Source organism: Pantoea sp. FN0305 (assembly GCF_050113845.1).
In the GTDB taxonomy this organism is placed as follows: domain Bacteria; phylum Pseudomonadota; class Gammaproteobacteria; order Enterobacterales; family Enterobacteriaceae; genus Mixta; species Mixta alhagi.
Window position 1 is genome coordinate 415,902 of sequence record NZ_JBNJSN010000001.1, and the last position, 15,741, is coordinate 431,642.

Annotated in this window: 13 protein-coding genes; 5 read left to right on the plus strand and 8 right to left on the minus strand. The window is 53.5% G+C overall.

Going from position 1 to position 15,741, the window contains the following annotated elements; genetic code table 11:
• The first annotated feature begins 4 nt into the window (after nucleotides 1-4).
• On the plus strand, nucleotides 5-400 hold the full coding sequence (locus ACQE3Y_RS01975) for a VOC family protein (protein ID WP_426971905.1): 396 nt from the start codon (nucleotides 5-7) through the stop codon (nucleotides 398-400).
• A 19-nt stretch (nucleotides 401-419) separates the two neighbouring features.
• Here the strand turns inward: ACQE3Y_RS01975 and ACQE3Y_RS01980 are convergent, their stop codons facing one another.
• Both ACQE3Y_RS01980 and ACQE3Y_RS01985 read right to left on the minus strand, forming a co-directional pair.
• Entirely contained in the window at nucleotides 420-1,019 is a 600-nt protein-coding gene (locus tag ACQE3Y_RS01980) for a LysE family translocator (protein WP_426980751.1), read from the minus strand.
• Nucleotides 1,020-1,135: 116 nt separating this feature from the next.
• Entirely contained in the window at nucleotides 1,136-2,578 is a 1,443-nt protein-coding gene (locus ACQE3Y_RS01985) for a catalase (protein WP_426971908.1), read from the minus strand.
• 226 nt (nucleotides 2,579-2,804) lie between these two features.
• On the opposite strand from ACQE3Y_RS01985, the gene ACQE3Y_RS01990 reads away from it, so the two are divergent.
• A complete protein-coding gene (locus tag ACQE3Y_RS01990; RefSeq protein WP_426980752.1) occupies nucleotides 2,805-4,001 on the plus strand; it encodes a nicotinamide mononucleotide deamidase-related protein YfaY in 1,197 nt (398 codons plus the stop codon).
• A gap of 48 nt (nucleotides 4,002-4,049) precedes the next feature.
• Here the strand turns inward: ACQE3Y_RS01990 and yfaE are convergent, their stop codons facing one another.
• The 3 genes from yfaE to nrdA form a co-directional block, all read right to left on the minus strand.
• On the minus strand, nucleotides 4,050-4,310 hold the full coding sequence (gene yfaE / locus ACQE3Y_RS01995; RefSeq protein ID WP_426980754.1) for a class I ribonucleotide reductase maintenance protein YfaE: 261 nt from the start codon (nucleotides 4,308-4,310) through the stop codon (nucleotides 4,050-4,052).
• Between the two features lie 2 nt (nucleotides 4,311-4,312).
• Complete coding sequence (gene nrdB / locus ACQE3Y_RS02000) at nucleotides 4,313-5,443, minus strand: class Ia ribonucleoside-diphosphate reductase subunit beta (protein ID WP_085071046.1); 1,131 nt, start codon at nucleotides 5,441-5,443, stop codon at nucleotides 4,313-4,315.
• A 160-nt stretch (nucleotides 5,444-5,603) separates the two neighbouring features.
• Nucleotides 5,604-7,889 carry a class 1a ribonucleoside-diphosphate reductase subunit alpha gene (gene nrdA / locus ACQE3Y_RS02005; RefSeq protein ID WP_085071047.1) on the minus strand — a complete coding sequence of 762 codons (2,286 nt, stop codon included), beginning with the start codon at nucleotides 7,887-7,889 and terminating at the stop codon, nucleotides 5,604-5,606.
• Nucleotides 7,890-8,636: 747 nt separating this feature from the next.
• Here nrdA and ACQE3Y_RS02010 point away from each other — a divergent pair.
• The 3 genes from ACQE3Y_RS02010 to ACQE3Y_RS02020 all read left to right on the plus strand — a co-directional run bounded on the left by ACQE3Y_RS02010 (nucleotide 8,637) and on the right by ACQE3Y_RS02020 (nucleotide 13,080).
• Nucleotides 8,637-10,214: an MFS transporter gene (locus tag ACQE3Y_RS02010; protein WP_426971914.1), complete on the plus strand. Its 1,578-nt coding sequence runs from the start codon at nucleotides 8,637-8,639 to the stop codon at nucleotides 10,212-10,214.
• A 74-nt stretch (nucleotides 10,215-10,288) separates the two neighbouring features.
• Nucleotides 10,289-12,340: a right-handed parallel beta-helix repeat-containing protein gene (locus tag ACQE3Y_RS02015; RefSeq protein WP_426980755.1), complete on the plus strand. Its 2,052-nt coding sequence runs from the start codon at nucleotides 10,289-10,291 to the stop codon at nucleotides 12,338-12,340.
• A 59-nt stretch (nucleotides 12,341-12,399) separates the two neighbouring features.
• Complete coding sequence (locus tag ACQE3Y_RS02020) at nucleotides 12,400-13,080, plus strand: oligogalacturonate-specific porin KdgM family protein (RefSeq protein ID WP_426971916.1); 681 nt, start codon at nucleotides 12,400-12,402, stop codon at nucleotides 13,078-13,080.
• Nucleotides 13,081-13,129: 49 nt separating this feature from the next.
• On the opposite strand, the gene ACQE3Y_RS02025 is transcribed toward ACQE3Y_RS02020, so the two are convergent.
• Genes ACQE3Y_RS02025 through ACQE3Y_RS02035 form a run of 3 tightly spaced genes read right to left on the minus strand, consistent with a single transcriptional unit; the run spans nucleotide 13,130 to nucleotide 15,741 of the window.
• The gene (locus ACQE3Y_RS02025) at nucleotides 13,130-14,128 is read right to left on the minus strand and encodes a transketolase family protein (RefSeq protein WP_250650421.1); all 999 of its coding nucleotides are present in this window, start codon (nucleotides 14,126-14,128) and stop codon (nucleotides 13,130-13,132) included.
• Entirely contained in the window at nucleotides 14,128-14,970 is an 843-nt protein-coding gene (locus ACQE3Y_RS02030; RefSeq protein WP_426971919.1) for a transketolase, read from the minus strand. Before ACQE3Y_RS02030 ends, ACQE3Y_RS02025 begins: the two co-directional genes overlap by 1 nt.
• Nucleotides 14,971-14,991: 21 nt before the next feature.
• Nucleotides 14,992-15,741, minus strand: a complete 750-nt coding sequence (locus ACQE3Y_RS02035) for an SDR family NAD(P)-dependent oxidoreductase (RefSeq protein ID WP_426971921.1) — start codon at nucleotides 15,739-15,741, stop codon at nucleotides 14,992-14,994.

Genomic DNA, 15,741 nt, shown 5'->3' on the forward strand with positions numbered 1-15,741 from the left:
ACAGATGTTATTTCATCACTTACGTATCGCGCGACCGGTAACAGATCTCAGGCAGAGCAGCGACATGTATTGCCGTGGGTTGGGGCTACAGGAAATCGGCGAATTTACCAACCATGAAGGCTTTAGCGGATGTATGCTTGGTCGTTATGACTTGCCCTGGCACCTGGAGTTTACTCTGTGCCATGACCATCCTGTTATGCCTGCGCCCTCGGCAGAGGATCTTCTGGTTTTGTATATTCCGGAAAGGGAAGCGTGGACGGCAGCCTGTAATCAAATGGAGCAGGCGGGTTTTACCCGAACCTGTGCTTTTAACCCGTACTGGAAGAATAAAGGTATCACTTTTCAGGACAAGGATGGCTACCGTGTGGTTTTGCAAAACAGCCGATGGGCGGCTTCCTGAATTGTTATTGATAACAAAATCAGGATAGCAGCGCTTTTAGAGAGAGGGCGATAAGCAGCAGCCCGCCAGTGATATTCACGGATTTTTTCAGCATTAACGGATCGATTTTACGGACAGAAAAAATTAGCGCTCTGCTGACTAGCAGCAGCCAGGCGACCATTACCACAACGTGTAGCGAAGCCAGCACCAGATAATCGCTGATATTCCCCTGTCTGCCGGCAAACTGGGAGACCACCGTCAGATAAAACAGGATGGCCTTGGGATTCAGCACGTTGGCCAGCCAGGCTTTTTTTAACGTCACGGGATTTGCTGCATGATCGAAAGAAAACGTATGCGCTGAAAGGCCGCTACGGATCAGCTGAATGCCCAACCAGAGAAGATAAGCGGTGCCGGCAATTTTCAGCATGTTGAAAAATGCAGGCGAAGCGACCATCGCCGTGATACCCAATCCGATTAAAACGGCGTGCGTATAAATACCCAGTGTCGTTCCGAGCAGAGTAGAGCACAGTCCGCGACGGCCACCTGCCAGCGCACTGTTAATGGCCAGCGTAAAGCTTGCGCCAGGCGAAAGCGCCACGGGTAACAGGGCCGGCAGAAAGCCGATTAGATTGATGTCCATTAACCCTGAATATTAGGTGACGCTCCCATTGCTGACCAGCCGCTAACAGGCAATAAAAAAGCCCAACCTTGCGGTTGGGCTGTAAACGGTTGATTCAGTACCAGGAAAATGCAGGCTTACCCCTGCAGCGCCCGCAGCGCATTTTCCACCCCGGCACCATAGGCTTCGTCTACCTCACGGAACAGCGCAATCTGACGCTGCTGAATAAACTCTGGTATCTGCACCAGTTCACCGGCGATACGCTTAAACATACGCTGATGCTCTTCTTCGCTCAGCAGATTAAACAGCGCGCGCGGCTGGCTAAAGTAGTCATCATCTTCACGGTGGTTCCAGTGATCGGCTGCGCCTTCCAGCGACAGTGGCGGCTCGCTGAAGTCTGGCTGCTCCTGGAACACACCAAAGCTGTTGGGTTCATAGGTCGCCCCATTGCCGCTGTTGCCGTCCACGCGCATTGCGCCGTCGCGGTGATAGCTATGGAACGGGCATTTCGGCGCGTTCACCGGGATCTGGTGGTGGTTCACGCCCAGACGATAGCGATGCGCATCGCCATAGGAGAACAGACGGCCCTGCAGCATGCGGTCCGGCGAGAAGCCGATGCCGGGCACCACGTTAGCCGGGCTCATTGCAACCTGCTCAACCTCGGCGAAATAGTTGTCCGGGTTACGGTTCAGCTCGAACTCGCCCACTTCAATCAGCGGGTAGTCGGCGTGCGGCCAGACCTTGGTTAAATCAAATGGGTTGTACGGTGTCTGTGACGCCTCTTGCTCTGGCATAACCTGTACGTAAAATTTCCAGCGCGGAAAATCACCGCGTTCGATCGATTCAAACAGATCGCGCTGCGAGCTTTCACGATCGCGGGCGATCAGCTGCGCGGCTTCCTCATCCATCAGGTTTTCCACGCCCTGCTGGCAACGCATATGGAATTTCACCCAGAAACGTTCCTGCTGGTCATTGATAAAGCTGTAGGTGTGACTGCCAAAACCATGAATGTGGCGGTAAGAGCGCGGCAGACCACGATCGCTAAAGTCGATAGTCAACTGATGCAGCGCTTCCGGCAGATGCGAGAAAAAGTCCCATTTGTAGGTGGGGTTGCGCAGGTTAGTTCGTGGATCGCGTTTAACCACATGGTTAAGATCCGGGAATTTCAGCGGATCGCGCAGATAGAAAACCGGCGTATTGTTGCCAACCAGATCCCAGTTGCCTTCCTCGGTATAAAATTTCATGGAAAAGCCGCGAATGTCACGCTCGGCATCAGCGCCGCCGCGTTCACCGGCAACCGTAGAGAAACGGATGAAAAGATCGGTTTTTTTACCCACTTCTGAGAAGAGTTTTGCTCGGCTAAAACGGGTAATATCCTGCGTTACGGTAAAGGTGCCGTAAGCGCCTGAGCCTTTGGCATGCATGCGACGTTCCGGGATCACTTCACGATCGAAATGCGCCAGCTTTTCCAGCAGCCAGACATCCTGCAACAGCAGCGGGCCACGACGTCCGGCAGACATAGAGTTATTGTTATGGGCAACCGGCGCGCCTGAAGCGGTAGTAAGACCTTTTTTATTCATATGGCAATTCTCTATCGGTGTGATTGTCAAAGGTTTAACCGAGGTAAAACCCGTTATTAATTGGGTAAACCTATTGTTTCCGCTATTTTGCTGCTAAGCCGCCGTGCTGACAATCAGGCAAAAGCTATCACTGCTATCTCTGAAACGCTCTCATCTGCGATATTTTCGTTGTATTCACTGACGTGCCTTCCTACAGTAAAAGCCTTAACCAAACGAGGGACGTGACGTGATTAGAGTGGAAATGCTCTCAACGGGCGATGAAGTGCTGCACGGCCAGATTATCGATACCAATGCCGCGTGGCTGGCTGATACCCTGTTTCAGCAGGGCTTGCCAATGACCAGCCGCGCCACCGTCGGCGACAGCCTCTCCGCACTGGTGGAAGCACTGACCGAGCGCAGCCGCATTGCGGATGTGCTGATTGTTAATGGCGGCCTCGGCCCGACCAGCGATGATTTAAGCGCGCAGGCGGCAGCAAACGCCTGTGGCGTACAGCTGGAACTGCAGCCAGCCTGGCTGGAAAAAATCGAGGCTTTTTTTGCCAGCCGTGGACGGCCAATGGCAGCCAGCAATCGCAAGCAGGCGGAGATCCCTGCTGGCAGCGAACTGATTGATAACCCGGTAGGCACCGCCTGCGGCTTTGCCGTCACGCTCAATGATTGCTGGATCTTCTTTACGCCCGGCGTGCCGTCAGAATTTAAAGTGATGGTGGAACAGCAAATTCTGCCGCGCCTGAAAGCGCGCTTTGCACTGCCGGAGCCACCGCTCTGTTTACGTCTGACTACCTTTGGGCGCGGCGAGAGCGATCTGGCGGCGGAGCTGGAGCCGCTGCCGCTGCCGAAAGGCGTGGTCATGGGCTATCGCTCCTCTGCGCCGATTATCGAAATCAAACTCACCGGCCCGGCCGCGCAGCGGGTAGCAATGGAGCAGGTTTGGCAGCAGGTGCGTCTGCAACTGGCGGAATGCACCTTGTTTGAAGGCACGCAGGGGCTACCGGCGCTGCTGGCGCAGCAGCTAAACGCGCGGCAGCTGACACTCACCGTCAGCGAACGGTTCAGCGCGGGCCTGCTGCAGTGGCAGCTCCTTTCCGGCGGCGTGGCGTGCCGGGCTGGTGAAGTGCTGCCTGACGGAGAAGAGACGCTTTCACAGCTGGCGCAGCGGGCGCAGGCGCGGGCAAAGGCGCAGCAGGCATCGCTGGCGCTGCTGGTAGGATCGTTGCAGGATGAGCAGCTCGGTTTTGCGCTGCACACGCCGGATGGCACGTATGGTCAGCAGGTGAAGTTTAATAACCAGCGTCACACGGTCAAAACGCGTCAGGAGCTGGTGGCGATGATGGCGATGAATATGCTGCGTCGCTGGCTGCACGGCATGGATGTTTCTACCGGGCATGGCTGGGTTGATGTGGTGGAAACGCTAAAAGCGTAATGGGAAACGCAAAAGCCCAACCGATGGTTGGGCTTGAAGGCAGTAACGCTACAGCTCTATCTCGATATCACCGCTGGCTTTACAACAGCAGGGCAGGATCTCGCCCTGCTGAATAAAGGCCAGCGGCTGACCGGCGTAACTCACTTCTCCTTTAATCAGGCGGGTGCGGCAGGAGCCGCAGTAGCCTTCACGACACTGATATTCCACGCAGATATTATGCGCTTCCAGCGCCGCCAGCAGAGAAGGGTGCTCGTCGGTATATTCAAGCTGCGCACCGGAAATGCACAGCGTGATTCGCTTCCCGGCCATGATTACAGCTGGAAGTCGTCGAAGTCGTTTTCGCCTACTTCGGAGTCAATCTGACCTACCAGGTAGGAGCTGACTTCCACCTCCTGCGGCGCAACCTGTACGTTATCAGAGACCAGCCAGGCGTTAATCCACGGAATCGGGTTTGAACGCGTCTGGAACGGCAGATCCAGGCCCACCGCCTGCATACGAATATTGGTGATGTACTCAATATACTGGCAGAGGATATCTTTATTCAGGCCGATCATCGAGCCGTCACGGAACAGATATTCCGCCCACTCTTTTTCCTGCACGGCGGCCAGCTTAAACAGGTCGTAGCACTCCTGGCGGCACTCCTGCGCAATCTCAGCCATTTCCGGATCGTCTTCGCCGCTGCGCATCAGGTTCAGCATATGCTGGGTGCCGGTCAGGTGCAGCGCTTCATCGCGGGCGATCAGGCGGATAATTTTCGCATTGCCTTCCATCAGCTCGCGCTCGGCAAAGGCAAAAGAGCAGGCAAAGCTGACATAAAAGCGGATCGCTTCCAGCGCGTTAACGCTCATCAGGCAGAGATAAAGCTGCTTTTTCAGCGCGCGCAGGTTAACGGTTACGGTTTTGCCGTTGACCTGATGGGTGCCTTCGCCCAGCAGATGCCAGTAGCTGGTCATCTCGATCAGATCGTCATAGTAGCCGGAAATATCGCTGGCGCGCTTCAGGATCTGTTCGTTGGTGACGATGTCATCAAACACCAGCGCCGGATCGTTAACGATATTACGAATAATATGCGTGTAGGAGCGTGAGTGAATGGTTTCTGAGAAGGCCCAGGTTTCTACCCAGGTTTCCAGTTCCGGGATCGAAATCAGCGGCAGCAGCGCCACGTTCGGGCTACGGCCCTGGATGGAATCCAGCAGCGTCTGATATTTCAGGTTGCTGATGAAGATATGTTTTTCATGATCCGGCAGCGCCTGGAAATCGATGCGGTCGCGTGATACGTCAACCTCTTCCGGACGCCAGAAGAAGGAGAGCTGCTTTTCAATCAGCTTTTCAAAAATGTCATATTTTTGCTGATCGTAGCGCGCAACGTTGACCGACTGGCCGAAAAACATCGGCTCCAGCAGCTGATCGTTTTTATTCTGAGAAAAAGTGGTGTAAGCCATAGTTGATTCCACATGCTAACGGGACAGGCTGGCCTTGCCGCACAGGGCGAGGCGCTGACAGCCGTTTTGACCGTGCATCGCACGGCCTGCCATGTTGCGGCCACGTCGCCAACGTGGCCAAAAGAAGCGTCATGGCCGGAGAGGTGCCGGCCAGACCCGATTAAATTTTACAGGCGCCGCTTTCACAGCCGTCATCCTGAATGGATGGGGCGATGTCGTCCTGCGCATCTTCCGCACCGTCACGGGTGTTCTGATAGTAAAGCGTTTTGACGCCAAACTTATAGGCGGTCAGCAGATCTTTTAACAGCTGCTTCATCGGCACTTTACTGTTGGCAAAGCGTGACGGATCGTAGTTGGTATTGGCAGAAATCGCCTGATCGATAAATTTCTGCATGACGCCGACCAGCTGCAGATAGCCATCATTGTTTGGCATTTCCCACAGCAGTTCATAGCTATCTTTCAGACGCTCGTACTCTGGCACCACCTGACGCAGAATGCCGTCTTTAGAAGCTTTAATGCTGATATGACCGCGCGGCGGCTCGATACCGTTGGTGGCGTTTGAAATCTGCGAAGAGGTTTCAGACGGCATCAGTGCAGAAAGCGTGGAGTTACGCAGGCCGTGCGTTTTGATCGATTCACGCAGCGTATCCCAGTCAAGATGCAGCGGCTCGTTGCAGATGGCATCCAAATCTTTCTTATAGGTATCGATCGGCAGAACACCCTGCGCATAGGTGGTTTCATTGAACCACGGGCAGGCGCCCTGTTCTTTTGCCAGCTCGTTAGAGGCTTTCAGCAGGTAATACTGAATAGCTTCAAAGGTCTGATGCGTCAGGTTGTTGGCGCTGCCGTCGGAATAGCGCACGCCATGCTTCGCCAGATAGTAGGCGAAGTTAATCACGCCAATACCCAACGTACGGCGGCCCATTGCGCCACGCTTCGCGGCCGGAATCGGGTAATCCTGATAGTCCAGCAGGGCGTCCAGCGCGCGTACCGCCAGCGTCGCCAGCTCTTCCAGATCGTCCAGGCTGTTGATGGCGCCCAGGTTAAAGGCCGAAAGCGTACAGAGCGCGATTTCACCATTCTCGTCATTGACATCCAGCAGCGGCTTGGTCGGCAGCGCGATTTCCAGGCACAGGTTGGACTGGCGTACCGGGGCAATCGACGGATCGAACGGACTGTGGGTGTTGCAGTGATCGACGTTCTGAATATAGATACGGCCGGTTGAGGCGCGTTCCTGCATCATCAGCGAGAAGAGATCGACCGCTTTCACGCGTTGCTTGCGGATGCTGTCGTCCTGCTCATATTTAGTGTACAGGCGCTCAAACTCATCCTGATCGGCAAAGAACGCATCATACAGGCCCGGTACGTCAGAAGGGCTGAACAGCGTAATATCCTGACCTTTCAGCAGGCGCTGATACATCAGCTTGTTGATCTGTACGCCGTAGTCCATGTGACGAACGCGGTTGCCTTCCACGCCACGGTTGTTTTTCAGCACCAGCAGGCTTTCTACTTCCAGATGCCACATCGGGTAGAACAGCGTAGCCGCACCGCCGCGCACGCCGCCCTGCGAACAGGATTTCACCGCAGTCTGGAAATGCTTATAGAACGGGATACAACCGGTATGGAACGCCTCGCCGCCGCGAATCGGACTGCCCAACGCGCGAATACGACCCGCATTAATACCGATACCGGCACGCTGGGAAACATATTTCACAATGGCGCTGGAGGTGGCGTTAATGGAATCCAGGCTATCGCCGCACTCGATCAGCACGCAGGAGCTGAACTGACGAGTCGGGGTGCGAACGCCAGACATGATCGGCGTCGGCAATGAAATCTTAAAGGTGGATACCGCGTCATAGAAACGCTTGATGTAATCCAGACGGGTTTCACGCGGATAGTTAGAGAACAGGCAGGCCGCTACCAGAATATAGAGGAACTGGGCGCTCTCATAGATATCGCCGCTGACGCGGTTCTGCACCAGATATTTGCCTTCCAGCTGTTTGACTGCCGCGTAGGAGAAGTTCATATCGCGCCAATGGTCGATAAAGCCGTCCATCTGCTCAAACTCTTCGCGGCTGTAGTCTTCCAGCAGATGACGATCGTATTTGCCCATATCGACCATGCGCACCACCTGGTCGTAGAGCGCTGGCGGCTCAAACTGACCGTAGGCTTTTTTACGCAGGTGGAAAATCGCCAGGCGTGCGGCCATATACTGATAATCTGGCGCGTCACGCGAGATCAGATCGGCGGCGGCTTTGATAACAGTCTCGTGAATATCGGAGGTTTTAATGCCGTCGTAGAACTGGATGTGGGAACGCAGCTCAACCTGAGAAACGGAAACATTTTGCAGGCCTTCCGCAGCCCAGTCGAGAACCCGGTGGATTTTGTCCAGATTGATGCGCTCTTTGCGGCCATCGCGTTTAGTGACGAGCAGACTCTGATTCATGTCGCGTTATACCTGTCCGTGAAAAAATATCCCCCGTTTATACACAGCTTGCTCTTTGTGAGTAACTCTGTGGATAAACACTATATATAGGGGGTGAGGAGTAAATGAACAACAAGATGGTGAGTATTCTAGTAATTAATCGCATCTTAACAAGCCTTGATTTTCGCGTAAAAATCGTGATCGGTGGGTAAGTAATTTCCTAAGTCCACGTTTCATAAGGCGCGCAGCGGATGTCAATCCTTTGAAAAAAAAACGTTAGAATTTGATCGAGCGCCTGGTTCTTGTTCAGCAGGCAAAAATTCCTTTTTTTTTCTGCAAAAAACGTCTACGCGCTGTAGCAAAAACAGTCAAATGCAGAGCAGGCCTGGTCTGCTTTATCTCTGGCGTTTTACGGTTGCCTGAAAAGAGAGAAACCAAATAAAAATTTCAAGTGAAAAGCTGGGCGTTTTTTCAGCATGTGACATATCTCGCTAAATCAAAAATATTTTCTTAACAATACTCATGTTTATCAGCTTTGCCGCCCACTTTTTCCTGTCGTGTTCTTTTCGTAAAATGCTGATTAAAAATAAAAAAATTCCTTAGCCTCCTTTCTGCCCCTCCTGCCATAAGCGTTACGGCGCTTATGAATAGCTCATTAACGTGATTTTAATGCGGCGTTAATCACATTAATCCGCTCGTTATAAATATATAAAAAAGCACTTCATTTAAAATGAAACAGCGGTTTAATAATATAAAGGCCGACATATCATGATAAGAAAATCAATACCTCTGGGAACCAATAAGAAAATCACGCTGGGTCATCAACTGGCCTACGGCGGCGGAAATCTGCTGGGCAGTGGAGCTTTAGCCATCGCGGGCGCCTGGCTACTCTATTTTTACACCACCTTTTGCGGGCTCTCTTTGCTGGAGGCCTCGTTTATTTTTTCCGTCGCCAGCATTATTGATGCCATCAGTAACCCCATAATGGGCTATCTCACCGATAACTTTGGTAATACCTGGCTCGGTAAGCGGTTTGGCCGTCGGCGCTTTTTTCTGTTAATCGGCGCGCCGCTGATGGTGTTTTATCCGCTGCTGTGGGTTGAAGGCTTTGGCTTTTGGTATTACCTGACCACCTACGTTATTTTTGAGCTGATTTATACCTCCGTCATGGTGCCCTATGAAACGCTGGCTACCGAAATGACGGATGACTTTACCCTGCGCTCCAAGCTCACCGGTTATAAAGCCATCTTTGGTAAGATTGCTAATTTCCTCGCGGCGTTAATTCCGGGCCAGTTTATTCTGCTGTATGGCAAAGAATCGGCGCAGCCGTTTCTTTATACCGGTATTACCTACGGCGCTATTCTGTTTATTGCGGTGGGCCTGCTTTATTGGTTTAGCTGGGAGCGCAAAGACAACGGCATAAAAGAGTTACGCCAGAAGCAGTCTCTCTGGAAAACCCTGAGCGCGCTGGCGCGTGATATGCAGTCCACTTTCTATCTGCGCGTATTCCGCAAACATTTAGGCATGTACCTGTTCGGCTTTGGCGCGGAGTGGCTGTTCGCTTCGGTATTTACCTATTATGTGGTGTTTGTGCTGCTGTACGATCCGGCTATCCTTGCCGGGCTGAACAGCCTGAACGCCATTTTGCAGCTCTGTTCCACGGCGATTTTTATCGCGCTCTGCGTGAAGCGCGGTTTCAGTAAGCCTTATATCTGGGCGCTGAGCATTGTGATTTTCGCTGTCTGCTGCTATTCCCTGCTGCACTTTTTCAACCTGCCGCCGCAAACTGCGACCGTGGCTATCATTGCGATCACCGTTATTTTCGGCCTCGGCACCGGCGGCGTCTATTACATTCCGTGGACGGTGTATACCTTCCTGGCGGATGTCGACGAGGTCTTTACCGGCCGCCGTCGTGAAGGCATTTACGCCGGGGCAATGACCTTCTCCGGTAAAATCATGCGCTCAATTATTGTGTTTGTGATGGGGGCAATCCTTAGCTATTACGGCTTTCAGTCTAAATCTCATACCCAGCCAGAAACGGCGATGCATGCCATTTCCTGGGTCTTCTTCGGCGGTGTGATTGGCCTGGCTCTTATCGCCATTATTTTCAGCCGACAGATGCTGCTCAACCGTAAAACGCATCTGGTGGTGCTGGAAGAGGTGGCGCGCATTAAAGCTGGCGGCGCACAGAGCGATATCAAACCGGAAGTACGGGAAGTTATCGAGGCGCTGGTAGGCTATCCCTATGAGCAGTGCTGGGGCCGTAGCGCTATCTGCCAGAAAATGAAACTGGCCCCGCTGGTCACGGAGAATACGCCGGAGCCGAAACAGGCCCCTCAGGCATAAAAACCCCCACGTTAAATGGCTTTTAAGGCCCATCCTTCGGGTGGGCCAGGATACCTGCGCCTCAAGGAAACAAAATGTACAAAGCTTGTTTATGGTTAGTTATTGCCAGCAATGGCGCGGCCGCAGCTTTGCCGCAAACCGCTTCGCTGGAGTGGCACGCGATTACCTTTGGTCAGTCAACCGACGTTAATTTCGCCACCAATGTTCTGCCGGAAAAGGTGGGCCTGAATCAGGTGAGCTTTGCCGATGGCAGCCGCGCAGGCGCAAAAGGCGAAAGATTGCATTTGCCCGCTATCCTGGAAAGTCGCGGCGGTAAAATTGGCAACAGCCATGATGGATTGACCTTCTATTATACCCGCCTGCCAGCCAGCGCCAACATGCAGCTGGAAGCTGAAATCAGCGTTGACCAGTTCGGACCCGAAAACGGCGCGTTACCGGCGGGTCAGGAGGGGGCAGGACTGCTGGTTCGGGATACGCTCGGCAAAGCACGCCGCGATCCGGTACAGGCTGGTTACGAAGAGTTTCCCGCCGCCGCCAATATGGTGATGAATGCGATCGTTGCAGCCCAAAAGCGTTCGCATCACCAGGTAGAGGCGACGCTCATTTCCCGTAATGGCGTCACCCAGCCGTGGGGCAATACCGGCGTAGAGATCAAACGTCAGTCTTACCAGCCCAGGATCGATCTCAGCCAGACGCCGCGTTTTCGACTGCGTCTGGCACGCACTGATACCGGCTTTAGCGCCGCATGGGCACCAGCAGGCAGTGATAACTGGCAAAGCCAACAGACGGGAGATGCGGAGCGGATAAGGGTACTGGAGCCAGACGCCTATTATGTGGGCTTTTTCGCCTCACGTAACGCCCGCATTACCGTACACAGCGCCAGCCTGACGCTTAGCGAGCATCGGGCCCAGACGCATCAGCCGTTTGTCAGTCCACAACCGCCGGTAAGCGTTGAAATAGCCTCAGCGGCTGTTTCTGCCACCGCGCGCTATCAGTTTCAGCTGCGTAGCAGCGATGACGGGCAGTTAACGGTAAGCAGTAATGGCATTGTGCATCTGCAGGATCGCCCGCTAAAAGTGGGAGAAATGGTGAGCCTGCCGCTGTCGCTTAGTGCCAACGCCACCCGTATCGATTACCGGCTGGAAACCCGGCATGGCGAGGTAGTGCAGGATAATCTGACCGTTACGCGGCAGCACGTTGCGGATGCCAGCCGCCTCTACGCTTCCCCGCAGGGTAACGCGCAGAATGACGGCAGCCAGCAGCACCCGCTTGATGTCGCGACGGCGGCAGCACTGTTATCACCCGGCGGTACGCTATGGCTGGCACCGGGCGACTACCCATTAACGACGCTGGCAGCAGCCAGCAGCGGCAGCAGGGATCAACTTAAAAAGCTCAGGCCGCTGACAGGAAAGGTGGTTTTTCATGGATTAAATCTCCCGGCCAGCTATTGGGATATTGAACATATCGAGGTAACCGACAAGAGTTTCAATATATCCGGCAGCCATAATCAGATCCGTCAGGTTATCGCCCATCATGCGGATGATACCGGGATTTGGGTCGCCTCGCCGCCAGGTGTGGGGAGGGCGTTGTGGGCCAGTCATAACCTGATTGCTCACGCAGAATCCTGGGGAAATCAGGATGCTGGCCGCATCAATGCGGATGGATTTGCGGTAAAAATGCGTGTGGGTGAGGGAAACCGGCTGGTAGCCTGCTTTGCGCATGATAATGCTGATGACGGTTTTGATCTGTTCAACAAGATTGAAGATGGTGCCAACGGCGCGGTCAGCATTGAGCATAGCGTGGCGTTACGCAATACCAATAATGGTTTCAAGCTCGGCGGTGAAGGGATCCCGGTTGCGCATCGCATAACCAACAGCGTAGCGATAGAAAATGGCATGGATGGATTCACCGACAATTTTAATCCTGGCATGCTGGTGGTGAAAAATAATATCGCCGTAGATAACCATCGTTTTAATTTTATCTTCCGCGCCGGACCTTATACGCAACCCGAAAAACAGGGTCAGTTCGCCGGAAATCTGTCACTGCGAAATAATGCAGTGAAATATGCCGATGTGGTAACAGGAAGCATTGAAAAAGATAATGATTTTTTATTAAGCGAAAAATAACGCCTCGAACTTAATAAAATAATAAAAAACCTCTGTATCAATACTGATGGGATCAAGCAATGAATAAACAGACTTTAATGTGCTGCGGATTACTGCTGGCTTCAACACAGACCGCGGCGGTAACTATCGATGTACGTCATGAATGGCTGGATGACAGCAAAGCCCATAAGGATCGCATCGCCGTATCGCATCGCTTTGATAATGGTATTGGCTTTGGCCTGGAAGCAAAGTGGAGATCGGGAGGCGATAATAAAAACAAAGCCTTTCGCGATATGGTGAGTAACGGCACTGAAAGTACGCTCAACTATCAGTATCGTCCGATCAAAGAGTGGTTTGTACAGCCGGGCTTTACCCTGGAATCTTCGGAAGAAAGGAGTATTTATAAGCCCTTTTTAATGACCGGCTATGCGTTTGCTAACGGTATTTATATTAACGGCCGCTACCGCTATGAATACACCCGTGAGAGCGAGACTGATAAAGAGGATATGAAAACCAACCGCGGTGAAATATGGTTAGGTTACGACTTTACTGACTGGAAAGTGGAATATAACTATATCTACAAACACAGCGATCAGATCCGTTTTAATAATAAAAAATGGGACTACGAGCAAAACATAAAGGCATTATGGAAATTTAATAAAAGCTGGGCGCCTTATATTGAGGTCGGTGATATCAGCGTGCGTAAAACCACCGATGAACGCCAGACGCGACTGCGTATTGGTCTGCAATATAAGTTCTGATGCAGCGAGAAACCGTGAAAGCGCCGTCGGGCAACCCGACGGCGTATGCTTAACCCAGTCGAGCTTTGATCTTCGCGATCATCGCCGCCGTGGAGATGCCATAGCGATCGTGCAGCGTTGGCAGGGCACCGGCGTCCAGAAACGCATCGGGCAGGTTGATGGTATCGAAGTCCGCATGGACGCCTTTACGCAGCAGCAATGAGGCGACCGCTTCGCTGAGCCCGCCGACGGCGCTGTGGTTTTCGGCAGTCATCACCAGGCGTCCTGGCTTAGCCGCCTGCGCCAGGATCGTTTCTTCATCCAGCGGCTTGATGGTCGGCGAATGCAGCACTGCCACGCTGATATTCTCTTTGCGCAGTTGCTCCGCTACCGCCAGCGCGCGCATCGTCATAATGCCGGAGGTAATCAGCAATACATCGCGACCCTCTTCCAGCAGCCTGGCTTTGCCTATTTCAAACTGATAATCATATTTATCCAGCACTACCGGCACCTTACCGCGCAGCAGCCGCAGATAAACCGGCCCATTATGCGCAGCCATAGCTGGCACCGCCTGCTCTATGTCCAGCGCATCGCAGGGATCAATGATGGTCATGCCGGGCACGCCGCGCATAATCGCCATATCTTCGGTGGCCTGATGGCTGGGTCCGTAGCCGGTGGTCAGGCCAGGCAGGGCAGCGGCGATTTTGACATTAAGATGCTCTTCGGCAATCACCTGATGAATAAAATCGTAGGCGCGACGCGTCGCAAAGACCGCATAAGTCGTAACGAACGGCACAAAGCCCTCTTTCGCCATGCCACCCGCCGCGCCCATCAATAGCTGCTCGGCCATGCCCATTTGAAAGAAGCGCGTCGGAAAGGCCTGAGCGAAAATATGCAAATCAGTATATTTCGCCAGGTCCGCTGTCATTCCAACGATATCCTGACGCTGGCGCGCCAGTTCGACCAGCGCGTGACCAAAAGGCGCTGAACGGGTTTCCTGGCCTTCATCCGCGATAGAGGCGATCATCGCAGAGGTGGTCAAACGGGGTTTGGTTGACGTTTGCGACATTATGCGACTCCTTGTGGTTGCGTATCTAATATGGCCAGCGCTTTTTGCCATTCGTCAGCATCAACGCGGATAAAGTGATTTTTGTCGCGTGCCTCAAGGAAAGGCACGCCTTTGCCCATCAGGGTGTCGCAGATAATGACGCGTGGCACGGCTTCAGAATGATTTTTTGCGTTATCAAATGCGGTGATGACCTGTTTCAGATCGTTGCCATCTACGCGTTGTACATACCAGCCGAAAGATGCCCATTTATCCTGCAGCGGCTCAAAACCGAGGATTTTTTGTGAGTTGCCGTCCGCCTGCTGACGATTGACATCAATCACGTTAATCAGATTAGAGAGCTGATAATGCGCTGCGGACATCGCCGCTTCCCAGGTCGAACCTTCATCCAGTTCGCCATCGGACATGGAATTGATGACCAGAGCAGGATTCTGTTTCTGTTTCAGGCCCAGCGCCATGCCAACGGCAATGCTTAATCCCTGTCCCAACGAGCCGCCGGAGATCTCCATGCCGGGCGTATAGGTCGCCATGCCGGACATCGGCAGACGGCTGTCGTCCGAGCCATAGGTTTCCAGCTCGCTTTCAGGGATGATGCCTGCTTCGATCAGCGCGGCGTAATAGGCGATGGCGTAATGTCCGTGCGAGAGCAGAAAGCGATCGCGGCCTTCCCACTCAGGCTCCTGAGGTCGAATATTCATGGTGTGACAGAAAGCGGTTGCCAGTACGTCTGCAATGCCCAGCGCCTGGCCAATATAGCCCTGACCCTGTACTTCACCCATGCGCAGGGCATAGCGGCGAATACGCCACGCCGCCGCAGCAACTTTTTGTAGTTCAGTTTGTGACATAGTGAATTCCCCTGCGGTGTATTAATGGATCAGCATTCCGCCGTTCACGTCGAGCGTGATACCGGTGGAGTAAGCGGAAAGGGGACTGGCGAGGAACAGCGCTGCGCCAGCGATATCTGCCGCTTCGCCAAGGCGGTTCAGAGGAATACCAGCCAGAATTGACTGGCGCATCTCATCGGAAAGTTTACCAGCGGTGATATCGGTTTGGATCAGGCCGGGCGTGATGGCGTTAACGCGAATATTATCCGGCCCCAGTTCGCGCGCCATTGCTTTCATCAGCCCCAGCACGCCCGCTTTAGCGGCGCTATAGTGCGGCCCACCGAAAATACCGCCACCGCGCTGAGCGGAAACGGAAGAGATACACACAATGCTGCCTGATTGCTGGCTACGCATAGTGGGGATCACCGCCTGCGACATCAGCAGCGTACCGCGCAGGCTGACGTCCAGCACCGCGTCGTAGTTCTCGCGCTTGATATCCATTAACTTAATCGGCTGCGTGATCCCGGCGTTATTGACCAGTATGTCAATACGGCCATAAGCGCCCAGCACCTGCTCAATTGCCGCGTTAACCTGCTGCTCGCAGGCAACGTTGGCGGCAAGGCCAAGATGACCAGCACCCAACTGCCGGGCTGCCGTTGCGCTGGCTTCAGCGTCGAGATCGATAATCACCACTTTTGCGCCCTGGCTGGCAAAAAGTTTGGCGGTGGCAAAACCCAGACCGCGTACCGAGGCCGCGCCGGTAATCACGGCGACTTTATCTTGTAATAACAT

What these genes read in the sequence shown, in the direction of transcription:
- ACQE3Y_RS01975 (WP_426971905.1), top strand. Translation starts at nt 5, where the DNA reads ATGTTATTTCATCACTTACGTATCGCGCGACCGGTAACAGATCTCAGG.
- ACQE3Y_RS01980 (WP_426980751.1), bottom strand. Translation starts at nt 1,019, where the DNA reads ATGGACATCAATCTAATCGGCTTTCTGCCGGCCCTGTTACCCGTGGCG.
- ACQE3Y_RS01985 (WP_426971908.1), bottom strand. Translation starts at nt 2,578, where the DNA reads ATGAATAAAAAAGGTCTTACTACCGCTTCAGGCGCGCCGGTTGCCCAT.
- yfaE (WP_426980754.1), bottom strand. Translation starts at nt 4,310, where the DNA reads ATGGCCGGGAAGCGAATCACGCTGTGCATTTCCGGTGCGCAGCTTGAA.
- nrdB (WP_085071046.1), bottom strand. Translation starts at nt 5,443, where the DNA reads ATGGCTTACACCACTTTTTCTCAGAATAAAAACGATCAGCTGCTGGAG.
- nrdA (WP_085071047.1), bottom strand. Translation starts at nt 7,889, where the DNA reads ATGAATCAGAGTCTGCTCGTCACTAAACGCGATGGCCGCAAAGAGCGC.
- ACQE3Y_RS02010 (WP_426971914.1), top strand. Translation starts at nt 8,637, where the DNA reads ATGATAAGAAAATCAATACCTCTGGGAACCAATAAGAAAATCACGCTG.
- ACQE3Y_RS02015 (WP_426980755.1), top strand. Translation starts at nt 10,289, where the DNA reads ATGTACAAAGCTTGTTTATGGTTAGTTATTGCCAGCAATGGCGCGGCC.
- ACQE3Y_RS02020 (WP_426971916.1), top strand. Translation starts at nt 12,400, where the DNA reads ATGAATAAACAGACTTTAATGTGCTGCGGATTACTGCTGGCTTCAACA.
- ACQE3Y_RS02025 (WP_250650421.1), bottom strand. Translation starts at nt 14,128, where the DNA reads ATGTCGCAAACGTCAACCAAACCCCGTTTGACCACCTCTGCGATGATC.
- ACQE3Y_RS02030 (WP_426971919.1), bottom strand. Translation starts at nt 14,970, where the DNA reads ATGTCACAAACTGAACTACAAAAAGTTGCTGCGGCGGCGTGGCGTATT.
- ACQE3Y_RS02035 (WP_426971921.1), bottom strand. Translation starts at nt 15,741, where the DNA reads ATGTTATTACAAGATAAAGTCGCCGTGATTACCGGCGCGGCCTCGGTA.